An 18,424-nucleotide genomic window follows, 5' to 3' on the forward strand; every position below is an offset into this window, starting at 1 on the left:
GTGCGCACCCAGGCGGCGGCCAGCTCGATGGCCAACGGGATGCCGTCCAGCCGGCGGCAGATGCGCACGACCTGGCGCCGGTTGCCCTCGTCGACGGTGAAGCCCGGCACCACGGCCGCCGCTCGGTCGGCGAACAGGTCGACCGCCTCGGAGCCGTTCGTCCGGTCCGTGTCGTCCGGCACCGTGAGCGGCGGGACCGGCATGGTCTGCTCGCCCGCGATGCCCAGCACGTGCCTGCTGGTGGTGAGCACGCTCAAACCCGGCACGGCCGCGAGGAGCTTGCCCACCAGCATCGCGCACGCGTCCACCAGGTGCTCGCAGTTGTCGAGCACCAACAGCAGCCGCTTGTCCTCCAGGTACTCGGCCAGCCGTGCCGCGGGCTCGACCGACGCGTCACGCAGCCCGAACCTCGCCGCCACGCTCTGCGCCAGCAGCGACGGATCGTGCAACGCGTCGAGCTCCACCACGTGCACGCCGTCCGGGAAGGTCCGCCGCAGCTGTTCGGCGATCCGGAACGACAACCGGGTCTTGCCGACACCGCCCGCACCCGTCAGGGTGAGCAGGCGACTGTTCGACAGCAGCTTCCGGGCCTCGGCCAGCTCCCGCCTACGGCCCACGAAGCTGGTCAGCTCGGCCGCCGGATGAGGTCCTCCCGCAACGGCCACGGTTCGACTCCCGCCTCAGGCGTCGACACCCAGACTACGGACCTCCACACCCGGATACCCGGTTCTCCGGCTGATCCCGCCCGCCTACCGGCGCAGTCCGGCCGCACGCCGTGCCTACCGGCGCGCCGCGCACGCCACGGACCGAACGTTCGGGAGGCGTCGCGGTCAGCGTGCCCGGCGTGGCCTGGTGACGATCAGTAGGTGGCCCTGCCGCCGCTGATGTCGTAGACGGCGCCGGTGGAGAAGCTGACCCGGTCGGAGCCGAGGAAGGCGACGAGTTCGGCGACTTCCTCGGGGCGGCCGACCCGCTTCATGGGGATGAGGCTGGTGATGTGGGCGAGCACGTCGGGGGCGGTGTCGTTGTTCATGGGGGTGGCGAAGACGGCCGGGGCGATGACGTTGACCAGGACGCCGGTGGTCGCCAGTTCCTTGCCGGCGGACTTGGTCAGGGCGATGACGGCGGCCTTGGAGGCGGAGTAGACCGACAGGTTGGGGTTGCCGTCCTTGCCCGCCATGCTGGCGAAGTTCACCACGCGGCCCCAGCCGCGGTCGCGCATACCGGGGACGAAGACCCGCATGGTGTTGGCGGTGCCCAGGACGTTGACGTCCAGGACGTGCCGCCACTGTTCGACGGTGGTCTCCAGCAGGGGTTTGTTCGGTCCGACGATGCCGGCGGAGTTGACCAGCACGTCGACGGGACCGATCTCGGCGGCCACGTGCCGCAGCGCCTCTTCGTCGGTGACGTCGGCGGTCACGTCGGCGCCGGCGAGGTCGAGCGTGGTGACCTTGAGGCCGTCCGCGCGGAGCCGTTGTGCGGTGGCCGCGCCGAGGCCGCTGGCACCGCCGGTGACGAGGGCTGTCCTGGTGGTCATGGTGGTCCTGTCAGGTGGGGAGCGGTCGGTTCGAGGTGGAGCAGGGCCATGTCCGGGGGTCAGTGGGACTCACGGCTGACTTCCGAGCCGCTGGAGCCGAGCAGGAAGTCCAGGTCGGCGCCGGTGTCGGCTTGCAGCACGTGGTCGACGTAGAGGCGTTCCCAGCCGCGTCGCGGGTTGGCGAACGCGGCGACGGTGGCCTCGTTCGGTGTGCGTCGGGCCAGTTCCTCGTCGGACACCTCCACGTCGATGCGGCGGGCCTCGACGTCCAGCGTGATGACGTCACCGGTGCGGACCAGGGCGAGTGGTCCGCCGGCAGCGGCCTCGGGGGCGACGTGCAGGACGACGGTGCCGTAGGCGGTGCCGCTCATGCGGCCGTCGCAGACCCGCACCATGTCCCGCACCCCCTGCTCCAGCAGTTTCCTGGGCAGCGGCATGTTGGACACCTCGGGCATGCCGGGGTAGCCCTTGGGGCCGCAGCCGCGCAGCACCAGCACCGAGTCGGCGTCCACGTCCAGGTCGGGGTCGTCGACGCGGGCGTGGAAGTCCTCGATCGAGTCGAACACGACAGCCCGTCCCCGGTGGCGCAACAGGTGCGGTGACGCGGCGGCGGGCTTGATCAGCGCGCCGTTCGGGGCGAGGTTGCCGCGCAGCACCGCGATACCGCCCTCCGCGACCAACGGGGTGGCGCGGGTGCGGATGACCTCCGGGTCCCAGATCGGGGCGTCCTCCAGGTAGTCGACCAGGGGCTTGCCGGTGACGGTGACCGCGTCGGGGTCGAGCAGGTCGCGCACCTCGCGCAGCACGGCGAGCAGGCCGCCGGCGCGGTGGAAGTCGTCCATGAGGAACCGGCCGGCGGGCAGCAGGTCGACCAGCACCGGCACGTGCGAGCCGATGCGGTCGAAGTCGTCGATGGTCAGGTCGATGCCGAGGCGTCCGGCGATGGCCAGCAGGTGCACCACGGCGTTGGTGGACCCACCGATGGCGGCCAGCGCCACGATCGCGTTGTGGAACGAGGCCTTGGTCAGGAACGTGCTGGGCCGCCGGTCGGCCGTGATCATGTCCACGGCCAGTCGCCCGGTGCCGTGGGCGGCTTCCAGCAGGCGGCTGTCCGGCGCGGGGGTGCCCGCGACGCCGGGGACGACCGTGCCCAGGGCCTCGGCGACCAGCGCCATGGTGGAGGCGGTGCCCATGGTGTTGCAGTGGCCCCGGCTGCGGATCATCGACGACTCGGAGCGGGTGAACTGCTCGGCGGACAGCGAGCCCGCGCGGACCTCCTCCGACAGCCGCCACACGTCGGTGCCACAGCCCAGCGGGACGCCGCGGAAGGTGCCGGTGAGCATGGGGCCGCCGGGCACGACGACGGCGGGCAGGTCGACCGAGGCGGCGGCCATGAGCAGTGACGGGATGGTCTTGTCGCAGCCTCCGAGCAGCACCACGCCGTCGATGGGATTGGCCCGCAGCATCTCCTCGGTGGCCATCGCGGCCATGTTGCGCCACAGCATCGCGGTGGGACGGACCTGCGTCTCGCCCAGCGACACCACGGGCAGCTCCAGCGGGATGCCGCCTGCCTCGTAGATCCCGTTCTTCACCGACTGGGCGACCTCGGTCAGGTGGGCGTTGCACGGGGTGAGGTCGGAGGCGGTGTTGGCGATGGCGATCTGCGGGCGGCCGGTGAAGGCGTCGTCGGGCGCGCCGCGGCGCATCCAGGCCCGGTGGATGTAGGCGTTGCGGTCCTCACCCGCGTACCACTGAGCGCTGCGCAGCGTCACTGCCGACCGCCTTCCGATAATCGGTACGATGGTCTAAAATTTGGAACTCCATGAACGATACGCAGATGCTCGCCGAAGCGGTAGCGCCGGATGTGGCCGATACCGGGCGGGGCGACGATCCCCGCCTTGTCGGGTCGGACCGCGTGCTGGCGGTGCTCAAGGAGTTGGCCCGCTACCCCGACGGCGTCGGGTTGGAGGAGTTGACCCGGGTCATCGGCAGCCCCAAGCCGACCGTGCACCGGGCGCTCGGCTCGCTGCGCCGCGCCGGACTGGCCGACCAGGACGCGCGCGGCCACTACGTGCTGGGTGACGAGTTCCTGCGGATGGCGTTCGCTCACCACGAGGCCCGTCCGGAGCACGTGCGCATCCGCCCGGTGCTGGAGGCGTTGGCCGAGCGGTTCGGCGAGACCGCGCACTACGCCGTGCTCGACGGTCGTGAAGTCGTCTACCGGGCCAAGGTCGACCCGTCCAGCGGGGCCGTCCGCCTGACCTCCACGGTCGGCGGGCGCAACCCGGCACACGCCACCGGCGTCGGAAAACTGCTGCTGGCCCACCGCCTGGACACGCTGGAGGCGGTGGCGGAGTGGGTCGGTGACGAGCCGTTGGCGCGCCGCACGCCGCACACCCTGTGCACCGTCGAGGACCTGCACCGCGAACTGGAGGTGACCCGCGCGCACGGCTACGCCGTGGACGACCAGGAGAGCGAGACCGGCATCAACTGCCTCGCGCTGCCGGTCTACGCGACCTCGCGGATCATCCCTTCGGGGGCGGTGAGCGTCAGCGCCCTGACCTATCGGACGCCGTTGCGGGCGCTGGTCGACGCGGTCGACGAGATCCGCGCCGCACTCGGCCAATGGGAAGGGGCACCGCGATGAGCGACCCGGTCACGGCGACCGCCGAGGCGTTCCAGCTCGCCGAGGGCCCGCTGTGGGATGCCGCCCGGCGCCGTCTGCTGTGGGTCGACATCCTCGGCGGCGCGGTGCTGGAGGGACGCCTCCACGGCGGTCGGATCGAGGTCACCGCACGGCATGATTTCGACGGCATGGTCGGCGCGGTGGCCGTGGCCGCGGACGGCACGCTCCTGGTGGCCGCCCAGGAGCGCCTGGTCGTGCTCCACCCCGACGGCCGCCGCGAGAACGGTCCCCGCGTCATCCCGTCGGGTGAGGCCCGTCGGCTCAACGACGGCGGCACCGACCCGGCCGGCCGCTTCCTGGTGGGCACCCTCTCCCTGGACGGCCCCTCGGAGCGCGAGGTGCTGGTACGCCTCGAAACCGACGGCCGCCTGACCGAATTGGACGGTGACCTGACCCTGTCCAACGGCCTGGCCTGGTCCGCCGACGGCAGCCGGATGTACAGCGTCGACACCGTCCGGGGTGTCGTCTTCGCCCGCGACTACGACCCGGTGACGGGCGCGGTGGGGGAGCGGCGGGTGCACCTGCGGCTTGACGGCGGTCTCCCCGACGGCATCGCGCTCGACGCCGCCGAGCACCTGTGGGTCGCCGTGTGGGGAGCGGGCGAGGTCCGCCGGTACGCCCCGGACGGCACCCTCGCCGACCGCCTCGCCGTTCCCGCCCCGCACACCTCCTGCGTCGCCTTCGCCGGTGACGACCTGCGCACCCTCGTCATCACCACCGCCACCGACGGCCTCGACGACGAGCAGCGGCACGCCCACCCCGACTCGGGACGGCTCTTCACGACCCGCGTGGACGTGCCCGGCCTGCCCGTGCCCACCTGGTCCTCGACCCTCTGATCCACCTCGCCCGACCCGCACCGCCGCACCCTGGAGAACCCCGTGCACCTCATGCGCATCGGCGCGCCCGGCTCCGAGAAGCCCGTCGCCCGCATCGACGACCAGACCTACGTCGACCTCTCCGACGTCGTCACCGACTTCGACGAGGCGTTCTTCGGCTCGGACGGCCTCGACCGCGTCCGTCCCGTCGTGGCCGACCGAACCGCAGCCGGCCAGGTGTCGCGCTTCGCCGGGGAACGCATCGGCGCACCGATCGCGCGTCCCCACCAGATCCTGTGCATCGGCCTGAACTACCGCGACCACGCCGCCGAGACCGGCCAGGCCGTGCCCGACGAGCCGATCCTGTTCACCAAGTCCCCGAACACCCTCATCGGCCCGAACGACGACGTGCGCATCCCGCGCGGCTCCACCAAGCCGGACTGGGAGGTGGAGTTGGGCGTCGTGATCGGCAAGCGCACGTCCTACCTGGACTCGCCGGCCGAGGCGGGTGACGCCATCGCCGGCTACCTGGTGGTCAACGACGTCAGCGAACGCGCGTTCCAGATCGAGCGCGGCGGCCAGTGGAGCAAGGGCAAGTCCGCCGAGACGTTCAACCCCGCCGGCCCGTGGCTGGTCACCCCCGACGAGATCGACGACGTGCTCGCCCTGGACATGTGGCTGGACGTCAACGGCGTGCGCCGGCAGACCGGCAACACCAAGACGATGATCTTCGACCCGCACTTCATCGTCCACTACCTCAGCCAGTTCCTCGTCCTGGAGCCCGGCGACCTGATCAACACCGGCACCCCGCCCGGCGTCGGTATGGGCCACACCCCCCAGATCTGGCTCCAGCCCGGCGACGTGGTCGAACTCGGCATCCAGGGCCTCGGCGCCCAACGCCAGCACGTACTCGCACCACGATGAGCCGCACCATGCGGGCGTTCGTGCTCACCGGTCCCCGCGAGTGCTCCGTCCAGGACGTCCCGGTGCCGGTCGCGGTGCCCGGCGAGGTAGTCGTGGACGTCGAGCGGGTCGGCGTGTGCGGCACGGACGTCGAGTTCTTCACCGGGGAGATGGCTTACCTGCACGAGGGCCACTCCTCCTACCCGCTGCGGCTGGGCCACGAGTGGGCCGGCGTCGTGGCCGAGGTCGGCGACGGCGTCGACCCGACCTGGATCGGCCGCCGCGTCATGGGCGACACGATGATCGGCGACGGCACGTGCCGCCGCTGCCTGCGCGGCCACCAGCACGTGTGCGAGAAGCGGCACGAGGTCGGCATCCGCGACGGCCGGCCCGGTGCCCTGGCCGAGAAGCTGGCCGTGCCGGTGACCTCGCTGCACGTCCTGTCGGAGTCCGTGGACCCGGTGCTCGGCGCGCTGGTGGAGCCGGGCGGCAACGCGCTGCGTGCGGCGGAGGCGGCCGATGTGGGGGCAGGGGACCGGGCGTTGGTCCTGGGGCCGGGCGCCATCGGGCTGATGGTGGCGATGTTCGTCCGTGCCGCCGGCGCCGAGGTGCACCTCATGGGTCAGACCGCAGACTCCCTCGCGTTCGCCCGCACGCTCGGCTTCGAGCACACGTGGACCGAGCACGACCTGCCAGGCCTCCCGTTCGACGCCGTCATCGACGCCTCCAACGCCCCGCACCTGCCCGCCCTGGCCCTGGACCGGGTCGAGCCCGCCGGCCGTGTCGTCTACATCGGACTCGCGGGCACCCCGAGCACCGTCGACACCAGGACGCTGGCGCTCAAGGACGTCACCGCGGTCGGCGTCCTGTCGGCCTCGCCGGGACTGGACGCCACTATCGACGCCTACGCCGCCGGCGTGGTCGACCCGCGCCCGCTCGTCGCCGCGACCATCGGCCTCGACCAGGTCGGAGCCGTCCTCGCGGGCGAGCGACCCGCCGGGGCCGGCCCCGGCCCGAAGATCCACGTCGACCCGCGCCTGACCGACCTTCCGACGTAGCAGTCGGCGCGTGGGCGGCGTGGCGGGATCTTCACGACCTGGATACCGGCATCGGTGAAGGCGGTGTCGACCACGAACACGTCGCGGGGGATTGCGCCGTCTGTCCCACGCCTGAGGACGGGACCGCTGTTGTGGCGGTCCCGCCCTCAGCCGGTCACGGGGTCCAGCGGACGTTCGGGTTGATCTGGCCGGACCAGTTGAAGATCGCCATGTTGTCCCAGCCGTTGCCGCTGCCGTTGATGTCGGCCGGGTCCCAGCCGTTGCCGGGGACCGCGTACCAGGTCGGTTCCCAGTAGAAGACGCCGATGGCGCCCGCGTTGCGCGCGGTGTTCTGCACGTGGGTGAAGTTCGTGGCCTGGCCCGCCCACGTCAGCGCGTAGCCCGAGCAGCCGGAGTTGATGGAGTTGCTGGTGCCGTCCGCGTTCTGCGTGGTGAAGGGGTATGCCGTCTCCGCGACCACCACGTCCTTGCCGTACCGGGAGCGCACGTCGGCGATGACGTTGTAGAGGTTGGACAGCGTGCCGTGCCACATGCAGTAGTACGACAGCGCCGTGATGTCCCAGGCGACGCCCTTCGCCCTGATCCCGTCGTAGAACCAGCGGGCGTGGTCGAGACTGTCGGCGTTCGCCGTGTGGATCATCACCTTGGTGCCGCTGTTGCACGCCTTGGTGGCGCTGTAGCCGGCCTTCAGCAGGAGGCTGAGGTTGGTGAAGTCGTTGTTGACGATCTTGCCGTCGTCCCACAGCATCCCGACGTTGATCTCGTTGCCGATCTGGACGCTGTCCGGCGTGGTGCCCTGGGACTTGAGGCTGTTGCACACGTCGTAGGTGTAGTTGTAGACGTCGGTCTGCAACTGGCTGATGCCGTGGCTCGACCAGGCCGCCGGCTTGTACTGCTTGCCGGGGTCCGCCCACGTGTCGGAGTAGTGGAAGTCGACCAGCAGCTTGAGGCCCTTGGCCTTCACGGCCTTGGCGTACGCCAGCACCTTCGACTTGTTGTTGTAGCCGCTCTTCGGGTTGTTCCAGACGCGCAGGCGGACGTAGTTGACGCCCGCGCCCTTGAGGACGTCGAGCGGGTCCCGGGCGGTCCCGGACGCGTCGTAGTACTTCGCGCCCAGGTCGAGGGAGCGCTGTGCCGTCGAGACGTCGGCCCCGAGCATGCTCAGGGACGTCGCCGCGGACACGGTCGGGGTGAGCGTGGTCAACGGGAGCGCGACAGTCGCCAGGACGAGGGCGACTTTCGTCGCCCGGCAGGGTCCGGACATTCGATCTCCTTTGATCGAGGTGTGCGGTGCCCACGTGGCGGAAGCGGGCTCTTCTGTGAACGTGCACAACATGAAAGCGCAGATCTGTGGTGGATTCAAGATCTAATTGACCAGGTTGACTGGGAACGTGCACAAGAGGCTGCGTCGAGGGATCGCGGACCGGTGGTCAGGTACGGGACGGGTACTGGTGCTGGTGCTGCACGCCGTGTCCCTGGGATGACCGGGGCTTGTCCACTCGCCTGTCAGATCAGTTGCGTCGCCTGATCCTTGGACAGGCGGCTGGTGACGCCGCAGAACGTGCACTGCGTGGTGTACCTGGTCTTGACCGGGAACAGCGGGATGAAGAACAGCGTGAACTTCGTGACCGACTTGTGCACGGGGTGCGCCGCCGAGTTGCCGCACCGGGGGCACAGCAAAGTCATCATCGCCAGCACGAAGACCTTGGTCCGAAGGCCGAAGATCACCACGTTTTCGTCACACTCCCCGTCGACTCGTCCGACTTACAGGGTCGCACAGAGCCGGACGGGGCAGCGGGTCCGGCGCTAGCGGGGGCAGGACTCGGGTCGGCCGTCGCTGTAGACGAACTCGCAGCGGGGTACCGCGGACGCGTCGCCGATGTCGTCGATGCGCGCGATCATGAGTTTGCGCTGTGCGCCGGTTCGGGAGTCGCGAAAGCTGATCTCGCCGGTGGCGCCGTCGAACGGGCTGCGTTCGATCAGCTCCTGGGCGATGGCCGCGCGGTGGGGCAGGTACTCCGGGCTGTGGCCGGGGCGTTGCTGGTTGCGGCGCACGGCGGCGACGAACAGGCCCGCCGCGTCGTAGGCGAGGCCGATGCCCTGTCCGGGCCACGGCGGGCCGGGCGTCTTCGCCAGTTCGCGCGCGTAGTCGTTGGCGGCCGGGGACTTGGAGTCCGACACCTGGTAGAGCCCGTTGTACCCGTCGCAGAACGCCACCAGCGGCTGCTTGTTCTGGTTGGTCGCCGGGCTGCCCTCGTCGCGGCACGACCGGCCCGCCGCCACGACCCACCCGCCCATGTCCACCCAGGACACCGGCAGTCCGTTCAGCTCGTACTGGTCACGGCTCCTCTGCTCCGCCACGAACCTGATCACGGAGTCGTCGCCGACGACGGTCGGCGAATCGTCGCGCCCGCACAGGCTCACGACCCGGTTGAGGAACGCCGCGAACTGGTCCTCGCGGCCCGCGTAGAACGCGATCTCCCCGCGCCCGCAACGTACGTCCACCTCATCCGGTGACCGTTCCCAGCGGACGGGTCGCCGCGCCTCCACGTCGGGCTCGCGCGCCTCCACCGCGGCGACCATCTCGTCCACCAGGGTCCTGATGTACGCGTCGTCGGCGGGCGGGTGGTAGACGGTGATCTGCCGTGACGTCCGGTGCGCGTACTCCTCGACCATCCGCGCCTGCACCCGGTTCCCGGGCGGGAGCTGGAAGTACAGCGGCGACACCTCGCCGAGGCGCTCGCCGGTGAGCACCATCGTCACCACGGCCGTGCCCAGGTGCCCCAGCATCGCGATCGCCGTCTCGGTCTCCGGCACGGTCCGGTCCATGCCGATGACGCCGAGCACGGTCGGGTCGTCGCGCAGCAGCGGCGCCAGCAGGTCCCGCACGATCTCGGGCGCGGCCTTCATCGCGCTGCCGCCGTTGGCCACGATCACCCGCAGCAACGGCTCGGTCTGCTCCTTGCGGTTGTGCTGCTGCTGCCGGATCAGCAGACCCTCCAACTCCTCCGCGACGGAGTGGTCGGTGCCGGGGTCCGCCTCGGGGTGCGTCAGACCGGAGAAGTACACGATGCTGACCAGGGGCCGTTCGGGGTTGGCCTCGTGCAGGTCGCGCGCGACGGTGTTCTGATCGAACACGGCCAACTGCGCCAGCCGCAGCCGAGGGTCCCGACCGAACACAAGGTCGCTGTTGTCGCTGTACCCCACGCACTGCCCGAGGGTGTCGTCCCATCGCGCGACGGCGCCGGAGGACGGGCTGGGCAGGCAGTTGGCGGCCCAGCGGTTCACCATCCAGCCGCCGGCGGACAGCAGCGGCACGGCGATCAGCAGCGTCGTGGCCGTCAGGGCGACGCCTTTGCGCGCCAGCCACGCGGGTTTGCGCGGAGGCAGTGAGCGGATCTTCGGCCACGCCTCGCGGTCGGCGTCGGACGGTTCGTCGGACGGGTCGGGCAGGCGGGCGAACACGAACCGCGCGTCGCCCTCCTGCCGCTGCCGCAGCGTCGGCAGCATCCGGTACCAGCGGTCCACCACGGACTGGACGTCGCGCACCGGGGGCATCCTGTGCGGGCTCTGCCACGACGGCGGGGCGTCGCTGCGCGCCACCACCAGCAGCGGGTCCAGGTCGCCCTTCTCGTTGCGCACGTCGTTGACCAGGCGCAGCAGCTCCCAGCCGGCGTCGGTGACGTCGTCCAGCACGAGCACGACGTACGCGGTGCGCCGCCACCGCCGGGGGCGCAGGCCGCGCGGCCGGTAGGCCAGTCGCAGATCCCGCAGGAACGCGTGGACCAGCACCTTCTTGATCTGCTCGGGGTCCTCGGTGCCGCGCCGGCCGATGGTGAGGCGTTCGGCGAAGCCCACGAACGTCGTCGAGTGCAGCGGCACCATGAACGGCTGCCGCATGAACCACCGCGGCACCTGGCCGACGATCGGCCAGCGGTGCGTCCACAACCAGAACGCCAACGGGCCGCCGACGGCGACGAGCAGGCGTGCCCACCACGGCAGACCGCCGTCGCCGTCGTCGCCGGTCATCGCCCGGGGGCGGTCCTTCTTGTACCAGGTGCGCAGCATCGCGAGGCTCGCCGCGCGTGCGTCCCGGCCGTCGACGGGTTCGATGGTCTGCCGGGTGAGCCAGGACGCGAGCCGGTAGTGCTGGAACCGCAGCCGACCGCCCGCACCCTTGTTGTCCCACTCCAGCAGCTGGTGCACGACGTCCAGCAACGGCAGCAGCGCGCCGGCCGCGCCGGGCGACGGGTCGGCCGCGTTCACGATGACGTGCGCGACCTTGTCCCGTTCCGGCTGGTTCAGCCGGGTCGCGAGCGAACGTGACACGTCGCCGGGCGCCGTGCCGACCAGCGACAGGATCGGCAGCGGCCGGTCGCCGCGGTACTCGCCCTCCTTGGGCCTGCGCCAGCTCCAGCGCGGGCGGTCGACGAGGTCGCGGATGACGTCCAGCAGGGCGTGCAGCCCCTGGAAAGGCGGCTCTTCCTCGGGTTTTCCGGTCATGCGGCGTCCGGCACTCCATGGGGCGGCGGGTGATCCGGTCCGTCGCCGAGATCACCTCCAGGTTCCAACGATCACGCCGGCACGCCCTGGAATCAGGCGAAATTCACCCGTTCGTCGGTAGTCCGCCGCCGCAGAACTGCGGCGTCACACGGTCAGGGGCTCGGCCACGCGGCCCGGACGCCGAGGACGTGAGGCGTCCCCACGGGCTTGGCCCTTCGTCCACCACGGTCGGTCCTCGTGATGGTGCGGACCAACGGTCACCCGTTCAGGACACCGCGCCGGTAGGCGGCCGCCACGGCGGAGGCGCGGTCGGTGACCTCCAACTTGGCGTAGATGTGGAGGAGGTGGGTCTTCACGGTGGCCTCGCTGATGTAGAGGAGGGCGGCGGCCTCACGGTTGGTCTTGCCTTCGGCGACGAGGGAGAGGACCTCGTGTTCGCGCGCGCTCAGCCGGGCCTCGGTCGGCGGACGTCGGGGGCGGATGCGGGTGAGCAGGAGGGCGGCGACGGACGGTGCGAGGACGGTTTCGCCGCGCGCGGCGGCGCGTACGGCGCGGAACAGCTCCTCGCGGGGAGCGTCCTTGAGCAGGTAGCCGATGGCGCCCGCCTCGATGGCGGGAAGCACGTCGGAGTCGGTGTCGTGGGTGGTGAGCACCAGGACCCGGATGGTCGGGACGCGGTCGATGAGCAGTCGGATCAGGGCGCCGCCGCTCGGGGCGGGCATCCGCAGGTCGGTCAGCACCACGTCCGGACGAACCGCGGCCACCACGGTCAGGGCCTCGGTCCCGGAGGCCGCCTCGCCGACGACCGCCAGGTCCGGTTGTGTGCCGAGCATGCCCCGCAGTCCGTCCCGCACCACCGGGTGGTCGTCGACGACCACCAGTCGCAGCGGCGTCACCGGTCCACCCCGATCGCCGGGACGGTGACGCTGACCGCTGTCCCGTCCCCCGGCGCGGACTCGATGCCGACGCTCCCGGCCAACGCGCGCACCCGCTCCCGCAACGCCGTACACGATCAGCCACCGGCTCCGCCGCCGCAGGAGCCTCTTGGCCTCCCGGTCGTCCGCCCCGGACGCCCGCTGCCGCTGGTACACGTGCACGACGCCGTAGGCGAAGAGGGCGGTGAACATCGGGTACGCGCGCCCGTCGACCAAGGCCACGTCCAGCACGCTGACCACCCGGTCGAGCAAGCCGTCCTCGACGATGTGCTGGCGGACGCCGTATGGGCGGCCGTAGAGGTACACCACGGAGTTCGCCAGGGCGATCAAGGCGAGCATCACCCCGCGGGCCAGGTCCGGTGCGAGCGACCGTTCTCCGGTGGTGACCGGTCCCACCGTGATACTCGTCCGAGTCATGGCCTCAGCCTGGTGCGGCACGCGGCGCGGCGGATCGACGATTCGTACGACCCCGCACATCAACCCGGGAAGCCCGCCGGTCAACCGATCGGTGGATGTCGGCGGCGGTGACCGATCGGTATGACGGCCGGATCAGGTGGCGCATCGACCCTTCCCGCAGAGGAAGAGTTCACGGTGCCCTGACGGAGTCAGTATGCGGCGAACTCCGCTCAACGAAGCCGATGTCTCGCGTTCGGATAGCGCCGGCACCGAGGCCGCCCCTTCAGCGCTGTGCGGAATAGAATCGCCCGGTGACAGAGGTCGTGATCTTGATCGGGCTTCAGGCGTCGGGGAAGACGAGTTTCTACCGCACCGTGCTGGCCGTCACGCACGAGCAGGTCAGCAAGGACGCCTTCCCGAACGCGCGGCGGCGGCAGGCTCGGCAGATGCGGCTGATCGCCGAGGCGCTCGACGCCGGGCACAACGTCGCGGTCGACAACACCAATCCCTCGACCGAGGAATGGGGGCCGATCATCGCGGCTGGTCGGGAGCGCGGGGCGCGGATCGTCGGATACTGGTTCCCGCCGGACCTCACCGGGTCGGTGGTGCGCAACGCCGTCAGGGACGACAGAACCAGGGTGCCCGACGTGGGGCTCTATGCCACCCTGAAGCGCCTCCGGCGCCCGCGGCCTGCCGACGGGTTCGACGAGTTGTTCACCGTGCGGTTCGACGGCCGGGGCGGGTTCGACGTTCAACCCCTGGAGGAGTGACCATGCGGTGGGCCGAGTTCGAGGCCGGGCAACGTGCCAGGGAGTGGTTCCACACGTTGACGGTGCCGGTCGGTGTGTGGATGGTCGTGCGGGTGGACGGGCGCGGGTTCTCCCGGTTCACCGAGGAGCGGTTCGACAAGCCGTTCGACGAGGGGTTCTCCCGGCTCATGGTGGAGACCGCGCAAGCCCTGCTGACCGAGTTCGATGCGCGCTACGCCTACACCGAGAGCGACGAGATCTCCATCGTGCTCGACCCGGGCCACGGCATGTTCGGGCGGAGCGTGGAGAAGATCGTGTCGATCTCCGCGGCCGTCGCCTCCGCCGCGTTCACCCACGCCGCCGGCCAACCCGCGCATTTCGACAGCCGGATCTGGACCGGCGCCGGCGCGGGTGACGTGATCGACTACGTCTCCTGGCGGCAGGCCGACGCCACCCGCTGCGCGTTGAACGGCTGGTGCTACTGGACTCTCCGCAAGGCCGGTGTGTCCCCCCAGGAGGCCACCCGGCGTCTGAACGGGACGAACGCCGCGGACAAGAACGAGCTGCTGTTCCAGCACGGGATCAACTTCAACGACCTGCCCGCCTGGCAACGCCGGGGCATCGGCCTCTGGTGGGAGAACCACAGCCGGTCCGGCCACGATCCCGTCCGCGGCGTCGACCTCACCACCACCCGGCGTCACGTCCACACCGAACACGACCTGCCCATGAAGGACGCCTACCGCACCCTCGTCAGCCAGCTGATCGGCGGACCCTGAACGGCGGACCTTGAACGGCGGGCACCGACAACACCGCCCCGTTCAAGGCACAGGCGACTACGACCCGACGAGAGGCCACGTCGCGGTGTCCGCGCAGCCAGGCGGAAAGCCGCCGGTCCCGGATCGGCGTGCTCTTGACGCGATCAAGGGCGCCCGGTTAGGTGTTAGCGCTAACATCGACTCGTTCAACGGAGAACCGATGATCAGACTCACCGCTGTCCTGGCCGCGTCGGCGTTGGTGGCATCCGCCCTGGTGACGCCCGCGACGGCCGCGGAAGAGGCCGCCGTCACGGTGCGGCCCGATCCGACCTACCAGCAGGAGTCGTTCCAGGGCTGGGGCACGAGCCTGATCTGGTTCGCCAACGCGACCGGCGGCTACCCGGACGAGATCCGCAACAAGCTGGCGGACCTGTTGTTCGGCGAGGACGGCCTCAACCTCACCGTCGCGCGGTACAACATCGGCGGCGGCAACGCCCCTGACGTGCCGTCCTACCTGCGGGCCGGCGCGGCGGTGCCGGGCTGGTGGAAGGCGCCCGCCGGGACGACGCGCACCGACACGGACTGGTGGCGCGCAGGCGACCCGAGCCTGTTCGACCAGGCCGCCGATCCGCGGCAGCGCTGGTGGGTCGACAAGATCAAGTCGAAGGTGCAGCGCTGGGAGGCTTTCAGCAACTCGCCGCCGTGGTTCCAGACCGTCAGCGGCTACGTCTCCGGCGGCTTCGACCCGTCCGCCGACCAGTTGCGCGCCGACCGCGTCGACGATTTCGCCGCCTACCTGACGCAGGCGATGGTGGAGCTGGAACGCGCGCACGGCATCCGGTTCACCACGCTCGACCCGTTCAACGAACCCAACACCCCGTACTGGCGCACCACCCTCGGTGCCGACGGCAACCCGACCGGCGGCCGCCAGGAGGGCGCGCACATCAGCCCCGCGCTCCAGGCGAAGGTCGTGCCGGCGGCGGCGAAAGCGTTGCAGGACAGGAAGTTGCGGGCGGTCGTCTCCGCGCCGGACGAGACCAACCCCGGCATCTTCGCCGAGGACTGGGCGGGCTACCCGGAGTCGGTGCGCGCCCAGGTCGGCCAGCTCAACGTGCACACCTACGGTACCGGCCGGCGCACGTCCGCCCGTGACATCGCCAAGGGCGCGGGCAAGCCGTTGTGGATGAGCGAGGTCGACGGCTCCTGGGGTTCGGGGCAGAGCTTCACCAGCATGGACCCCGGTCTCGGCATCGCGGAACGCGTGATCGACGACCTGCGCGAGCTCGAACCGCGGACCTGGCAGCTGTGGCAGGCGATCGAGGACTACGACAACATGAAGCCCGGCGGCGAGACGCCCGACGGCATGAACTGGGGCGTCGTCCAGATCCCGTTCAACTGCGGCCCGCAGGACACCCTGGCCACGTGCACGCCGCGGGTCAACACGAAGTTCGACACCCTGCGCAACTTCACCCACCACATCAAGCCCGGCGACCGGCTGGTGAAGGTCGACACGACCACCGACGTCGCCGCGGTGCGCGGGCCGTTCGCCGAGCTGAAGTCCGTGGTGCACCTGAACAAGACCGAGCAGGCGCAGTCGGTGACGCTCGACCTGTCCGCGTTCGCCGCGGTCTGGCCGCACGCGCAGGTGCGGCCGGTGGTGACCGACGCGAACGGCGCGCTCGTCAAAGGCGCCGCGGTGCGGGTGAAGGACCGGAAGGCGACGCTGGAGGTGCCCGCGCGGTCGGTCACGACGTTCCTGGTCAGCGGCGTGCACGGGGCGAACCGGGACGCGGCGTTGGGCGGGGAGCAGCGGCTGACCGGCGTGCAGAGCGGCAAGTCGCTGGCGCCGTCGGGTGACAGCGTCGTGCAGCGCACCACCGACGCCGCCGCGGCGGACCAGGTGTGGCGGCTGGAGCGGCGTTCCGGCGGGTACGGCAACCGGGCGCAGTTCGCCGTGGTGAACGACGCCACCGGGCAGCGTCTCGCCGCCGTGAACGGTGACGCGGTGCTGGTGTCGAACGCTTCGGACGGGCCTGACGCGCGGTGGGTCCTGTCGTCCACGGGCGATGGCAGTTGGACCTTCGTGAACGCGGGTACCGGTGCGATGCTCGACGTGATCGGTGAGTCCCGTGACGACGGGGCCCGGATCGGGCTGTACACGCCGACTTCGGGTGCCAACCAGCGTTGGACCGCCGTCGAGGTCGGCTGATCTTCCCGGGCGAACGGCGCCGGTCCAGTGTGGACCGACGCCGTTCGCCCGGGCGTCCGCAGTGGCGCGGTTACCGCGACTTCGAGGCCGTTGGCCGGTGGTCCACCAGTTCCATGGCAAGCGCCTTGGGGGTCAGTTGTGGAAGATCCCCTCCTTGATCGAATCCCAGTTCTGGTCGACCAGGTACCCGACGCCGGCTGACACGGCCAGACTCGCGCCGAGGGCGAGCCAGCCCGGCGGCCCGGCTCCCAGCGCGGCCGTGGTCAGCGCGGCCGCCGCGAAACTGGCCGCACCACCGGCAACGGCCTTGTCGACCGGTGCGCCTCCGGCGATCGACAGGCCGACGCCGACCGCCGCGATTCCGCCGCCCGCGTACCCGAACGGCTTCAGCGCCTTCACCTCGGGCGCCTTGGACAGTGCCCGCTGGGTTGTTTTGAACATCTGCCCCGCGCCGACCTTGCCGTGGAACAGGGTCGAGTTGTGGATCGCGCCCGCCAGTCCGAGGTGCCGAAGGCCGGGGCTCAGTGAAGTGTCGCCGGCGATGACCAGGGCGGCGTCGGCGAGCCGTTTGTTGGCCGCCGCGGAACGGCCTAGCGCGGCACCGCCGTCCACGAGCCCGAAAAGCCCCTTGACGATGCTCGCGGTCCTGGTGGTCTCGGTTGCTTTGAGGAAGTCGGCGAAGGTCGACGCGTCGCTGAGCGCTTGGTCCAGTGCTTCGCGTGCCGCCTGCTCGCGTTTACGGGCGGCGGAGACCTTCGCCGCCACGGTGTCGAACAGCGCGTCCATCGGCACGACCGGACCGCCGACGGGGGAGGGGCTGTTGATGGCGGTCGCCGTGAGCGTCAGGCCGCCGGACCGGGCGACGGCGCGTGCGTCGGTGATCTCGGCCCGCACCGCGTCGTGCTCGTCGGCGAAGACCTCCAGGGCCAGCGCGATCCGGCCGGCGCGGTCGCCGAGGTCTTCGGCTCGGGTCCGGCCGCCACCGAGCGCGCTCCGGTAGTGGTCGCCCGAGTCGCCGCTCCACCCTGTCGCGGACTCGGTTCGTGCGCCCGAGGTGACATCCGCGGTGAAGTCTGCCGCTTCCCGTAGGCCGTGCAGCGCCTTGGCGGCGTCGCGGCATGCGGTCGCACGGCCGCTGAGGACTGTGGGGATCGTCTGCCTCACCGGTCGTCTCCGATCGTCCACAGGTGGCGGGCGTGGTGATCGTCGACATCCAGGTAGTCCCGCACGGCGGCGTCGACGTTGGCCTGCACGGCGTGCAGGTGGTCGGCGACCAGACCGCCCTCGGTGACCAACCCGGCCAGAACCCGCTCCAGCTTGCGGTCGACGGGGCCGCCGCTGTCCACGGTGACGGGCACGGCCGCCAGTGCTTCGTCCACGTCGTCCCGCGCGGTGCGGATGCGTTCCGCCCAGTACCCGAGCGACCCCGGGTCGACGGAGAACCCGTTGCCCGTCACGGTTGTGCCTCCCGGACGTGGCGCAACCGTTCGGGCAACGCCGCGTCCCAGATCACGACGTCCACCGAAGCCGACACGGCGAGGGTGTCGACGTCCGCCGGGGTGATCGCCGCCCACGGTTGGAGCTCTCCGCAGCCGCGCACGAGGTTGGCCAGCGTGCTGTACGCGAACATCGCGAGCCGGTCGTCGTCGAGCAGACGCAACTCGACGTTGAGCTGGGAGTCGTACCGGACCGAGTCGATCGGTAGGAGGACGAGGCCGGGCTCGTCCGCGACCAGGTGACCCGGAGGCCGGCCGCCGAGGACCGGCGGTGTACCGCGAGGCACGTCGAAGAGGTTGTCGTCCATGGTGCGATCGCTTCCTCGAAGGGTGACGCATGGCGCGTCGGGCTGACAACACCACACTGTCGACATCGGGATTC

Annotated in this window: 17 protein-coding genes; 7 read left to right on the forward strand and 10 right to left on the reverse strand. The window is 70.8% G+C overall.

Annotation, left to right across the window (positions count from 1 at the left end; all coding sequences use genetic code 11):
- The 3 genes from ALI22I_RS23405 to ALI22I_RS23415 all read right to left on the reverse strand — a co-directional run.
- Positions 1-665: ATP-binding protein (locus ALI22I_RS23405; protein ID WP_179118328.1), on the reverse strand; the 665-nt coding region annotated here is incomplete at its 3' end.
- A 194-nt stretch (positions 666-859) separates the two neighbouring features.
- Positions 860-1,537, reverse strand: coding sequence for an SDR family NAD(P)-dependent oxidoreductase (locus tag ALI22I_RS23410; RefSeq protein WP_077007699.1), 678 nt, complete (start codon positions 1,535-1,537; stop codon positions 860-862).
- Positions 1,538-1,596: 59 nt separating this feature from the next.
- A complete protein-coding gene (locus tag ALI22I_RS23415; RefSeq protein ID WP_077007700.1) occupies positions 1,597-3,309 on the reverse strand; it encodes an IlvD/Edd family dehydratase in 1,713 nt (570 codons plus the stop codon).
- Positions 3,310-3,359: 50 nt separating this feature from the next.
- Between ALI22I_RS23415 and ALI22I_RS23420 the strand changes: the two genes are divergently transcribed.
- Genes ALI22I_RS23420 through ALI22I_RS23435 form a run of 4 tightly spaced genes read left to right on the forward strand, consistent with a single transcriptional unit; the run spans position 3,360 to position 6,999 of the window.
- Positions 3,360-4,184 (forward strand): IclR family transcriptional regulator, encoded by an 825-nt coding sequence (locus ALI22I_RS23420; protein ID WP_083751959.1) that lies wholly within the window; start codon positions 3,360-3,362, stop codon positions 4,182-4,184.
- Positions 4,181-5,059, forward strand: coding sequence for an SMP-30/gluconolactonase/LRE family protein (locus ALI22I_RS23425; RefSeq protein WP_077007950.1), 879 nt, complete (start codon positions 4,181-4,183; stop codon positions 5,057-5,059). The genes ALI22I_RS23420 and ALI22I_RS23425 overlap by 4 nt, the downstream gene beginning before the upstream one ends.
- Before the next feature lie 42 nt (positions 5,060-5,101).
- Complete coding sequence (locus tag ALI22I_RS23430; RefSeq protein WP_077007702.1) at positions 5,102-5,962, forward strand: fumarylacetoacetate hydrolase family protein; 861 nt, start codon at positions 5,102-5,104, stop codon at positions 5,960-5,962.
- A complete protein-coding gene (locus ALI22I_RS23435; RefSeq protein ID WP_238598527.1) occupies positions 5,959-6,999 on the forward strand; it encodes a zinc-dependent alcohol dehydrogenase in 1,041 nt (346 codons plus the stop codon). Before ALI22I_RS23430 ends, ALI22I_RS23435 begins: the two co-directional genes overlap by 4 nt.
- A gap of 154 nt (positions 7,000-7,153) precedes the next feature.
- Here ALI22I_RS23435 and ALI22I_RS23440 read toward each other — a convergent pair whose 3' ends face one another.
- From ALI22I_RS23440 to ALI22I_RS23455, 4 genes are all read right to left on the reverse strand, one after another.
- Positions 7,154-8,263: a glycoside hydrolase family 53 protein gene (locus ALI22I_RS23440; RefSeq protein ID WP_077007704.1), complete on the reverse strand. Its 1,110-nt coding sequence runs from the start codon at positions 8,261-8,263 to the stop codon at positions 7,154-7,156.
- Positions 8,264-8,505: 242 nt separating this feature from the next.
- Complete coding sequence (locus ALI22I_RS23445) at positions 8,506-8,730, reverse strand: zinc-ribbon domain-containing protein (protein ID WP_077007705.1); 225 nt, start codon at positions 8,728-8,730, stop codon at positions 8,506-8,508.
- 75 nt (positions 8,731-8,805) lie between these two features.
- Positions 8,806-11,502, reverse strand: a complete 2,697-nt coding sequence (locus ALI22I_RS23450) for an ABC transporter substrate-binding protein (protein WP_077007706.1) — start codon at positions 11,500-11,502, stop codon at positions 8,806-8,808.
- Between the two features lie 257 nt (positions 11,503-11,759).
- On the reverse strand, positions 11,760-12,398 hold the full coding sequence (locus tag ALI22I_RS23455) for a response regulator (RefSeq protein WP_077007951.1): 639 nt from the start codon (positions 12,396-12,398) through the stop codon (positions 11,760-11,762).
- A 746-nt stretch (positions 12,399-13,144) separates the two neighbouring features.
- On the opposite strand from ALI22I_RS23455, the gene ALI22I_RS23460 reads away from it, so the two are divergent.
- From ALI22I_RS23460 to ALI22I_RS23470, 3 genes are all read left to right on the forward strand, one after another.
- A complete protein-coding gene (locus tag ALI22I_RS23460; RefSeq protein ID WP_077007707.1) occupies positions 13,145-13,603 on the forward strand; it encodes an AAA family ATPase in 459 nt (152 codons plus the stop codon).
- Positions 13,604-13,605: 2 nt separating this feature from the next.
- Positions 13,606-14,358, forward strand: a complete 753-nt coding sequence (locus ALI22I_RS23465; protein WP_077007708.1) for a tRNA(His) guanylyltransferase Thg1 family protein — start codon at positions 13,606-13,608, stop codon at positions 14,356-14,358.
- Positions 14,359-14,557: 199 nt separating this feature from the next.
- Positions 14,558-16,546: an RICIN domain-containing protein gene (locus tag ALI22I_RS23470; RefSeq protein ID WP_077007709.1), complete on the forward strand. Its 1,989-nt coding sequence runs from the start codon at positions 14,558-14,560 to the stop codon at positions 16,544-16,546.
- A 132-nt stretch (positions 16,547-16,678) separates the two neighbouring features.
- Here the strand turns inward: ALI22I_RS23470 and ALI22I_RS23475 are convergent, their stop codons facing one another.
- From ALI22I_RS23475 to ALI22I_RS23485, 3 genes are read right to left on the reverse strand one after another with little or no spacing between them, the layout of a single operon-like run.
- Positions 16,679-17,710: a hypothetical protein gene (locus ALI22I_RS23475; protein WP_077007710.1), complete on the reverse strand. Its 1,032-nt coding sequence runs from the start codon at positions 17,708-17,710 to the stop codon at positions 16,679-16,681.
- The gene (locus tag ALI22I_RS23480) at positions 17,707-18,003 is read right to left on the reverse strand and encodes a hypothetical protein (protein ID WP_077007711.1); all 297 of its coding nucleotides are present in this window, start codon (positions 18,001-18,003) and stop codon (positions 17,707-17,709) included. The genes ALI22I_RS23475 and ALI22I_RS23480 overlap by 4 nt, the downstream gene beginning before the upstream one ends.
- Positions 18,000-18,350, reverse strand: coding sequence for an SAV_915 family protein (locus ALI22I_RS23485; RefSeq protein WP_083751960.1), 351 nt, complete (start codon positions 18,348-18,350; stop codon positions 18,000-18,002). Before ALI22I_RS23485 ends, ALI22I_RS23480 begins: the two co-directional genes overlap by 4 nt.
- Between the last annotated feature and the right edge of the window lie 74 nt (positions 18,351-18,424).

Origin of the sequence: Saccharothrix sp. ALI-22-I (assembly GCF_001984175.1) — a bacterium.
Classification (GTDB): domain Bacteria; phylum Actinomycetota; class Actinomycetes; order Mycobacteriales; family Pseudonocardiaceae; genus Actinosynnema.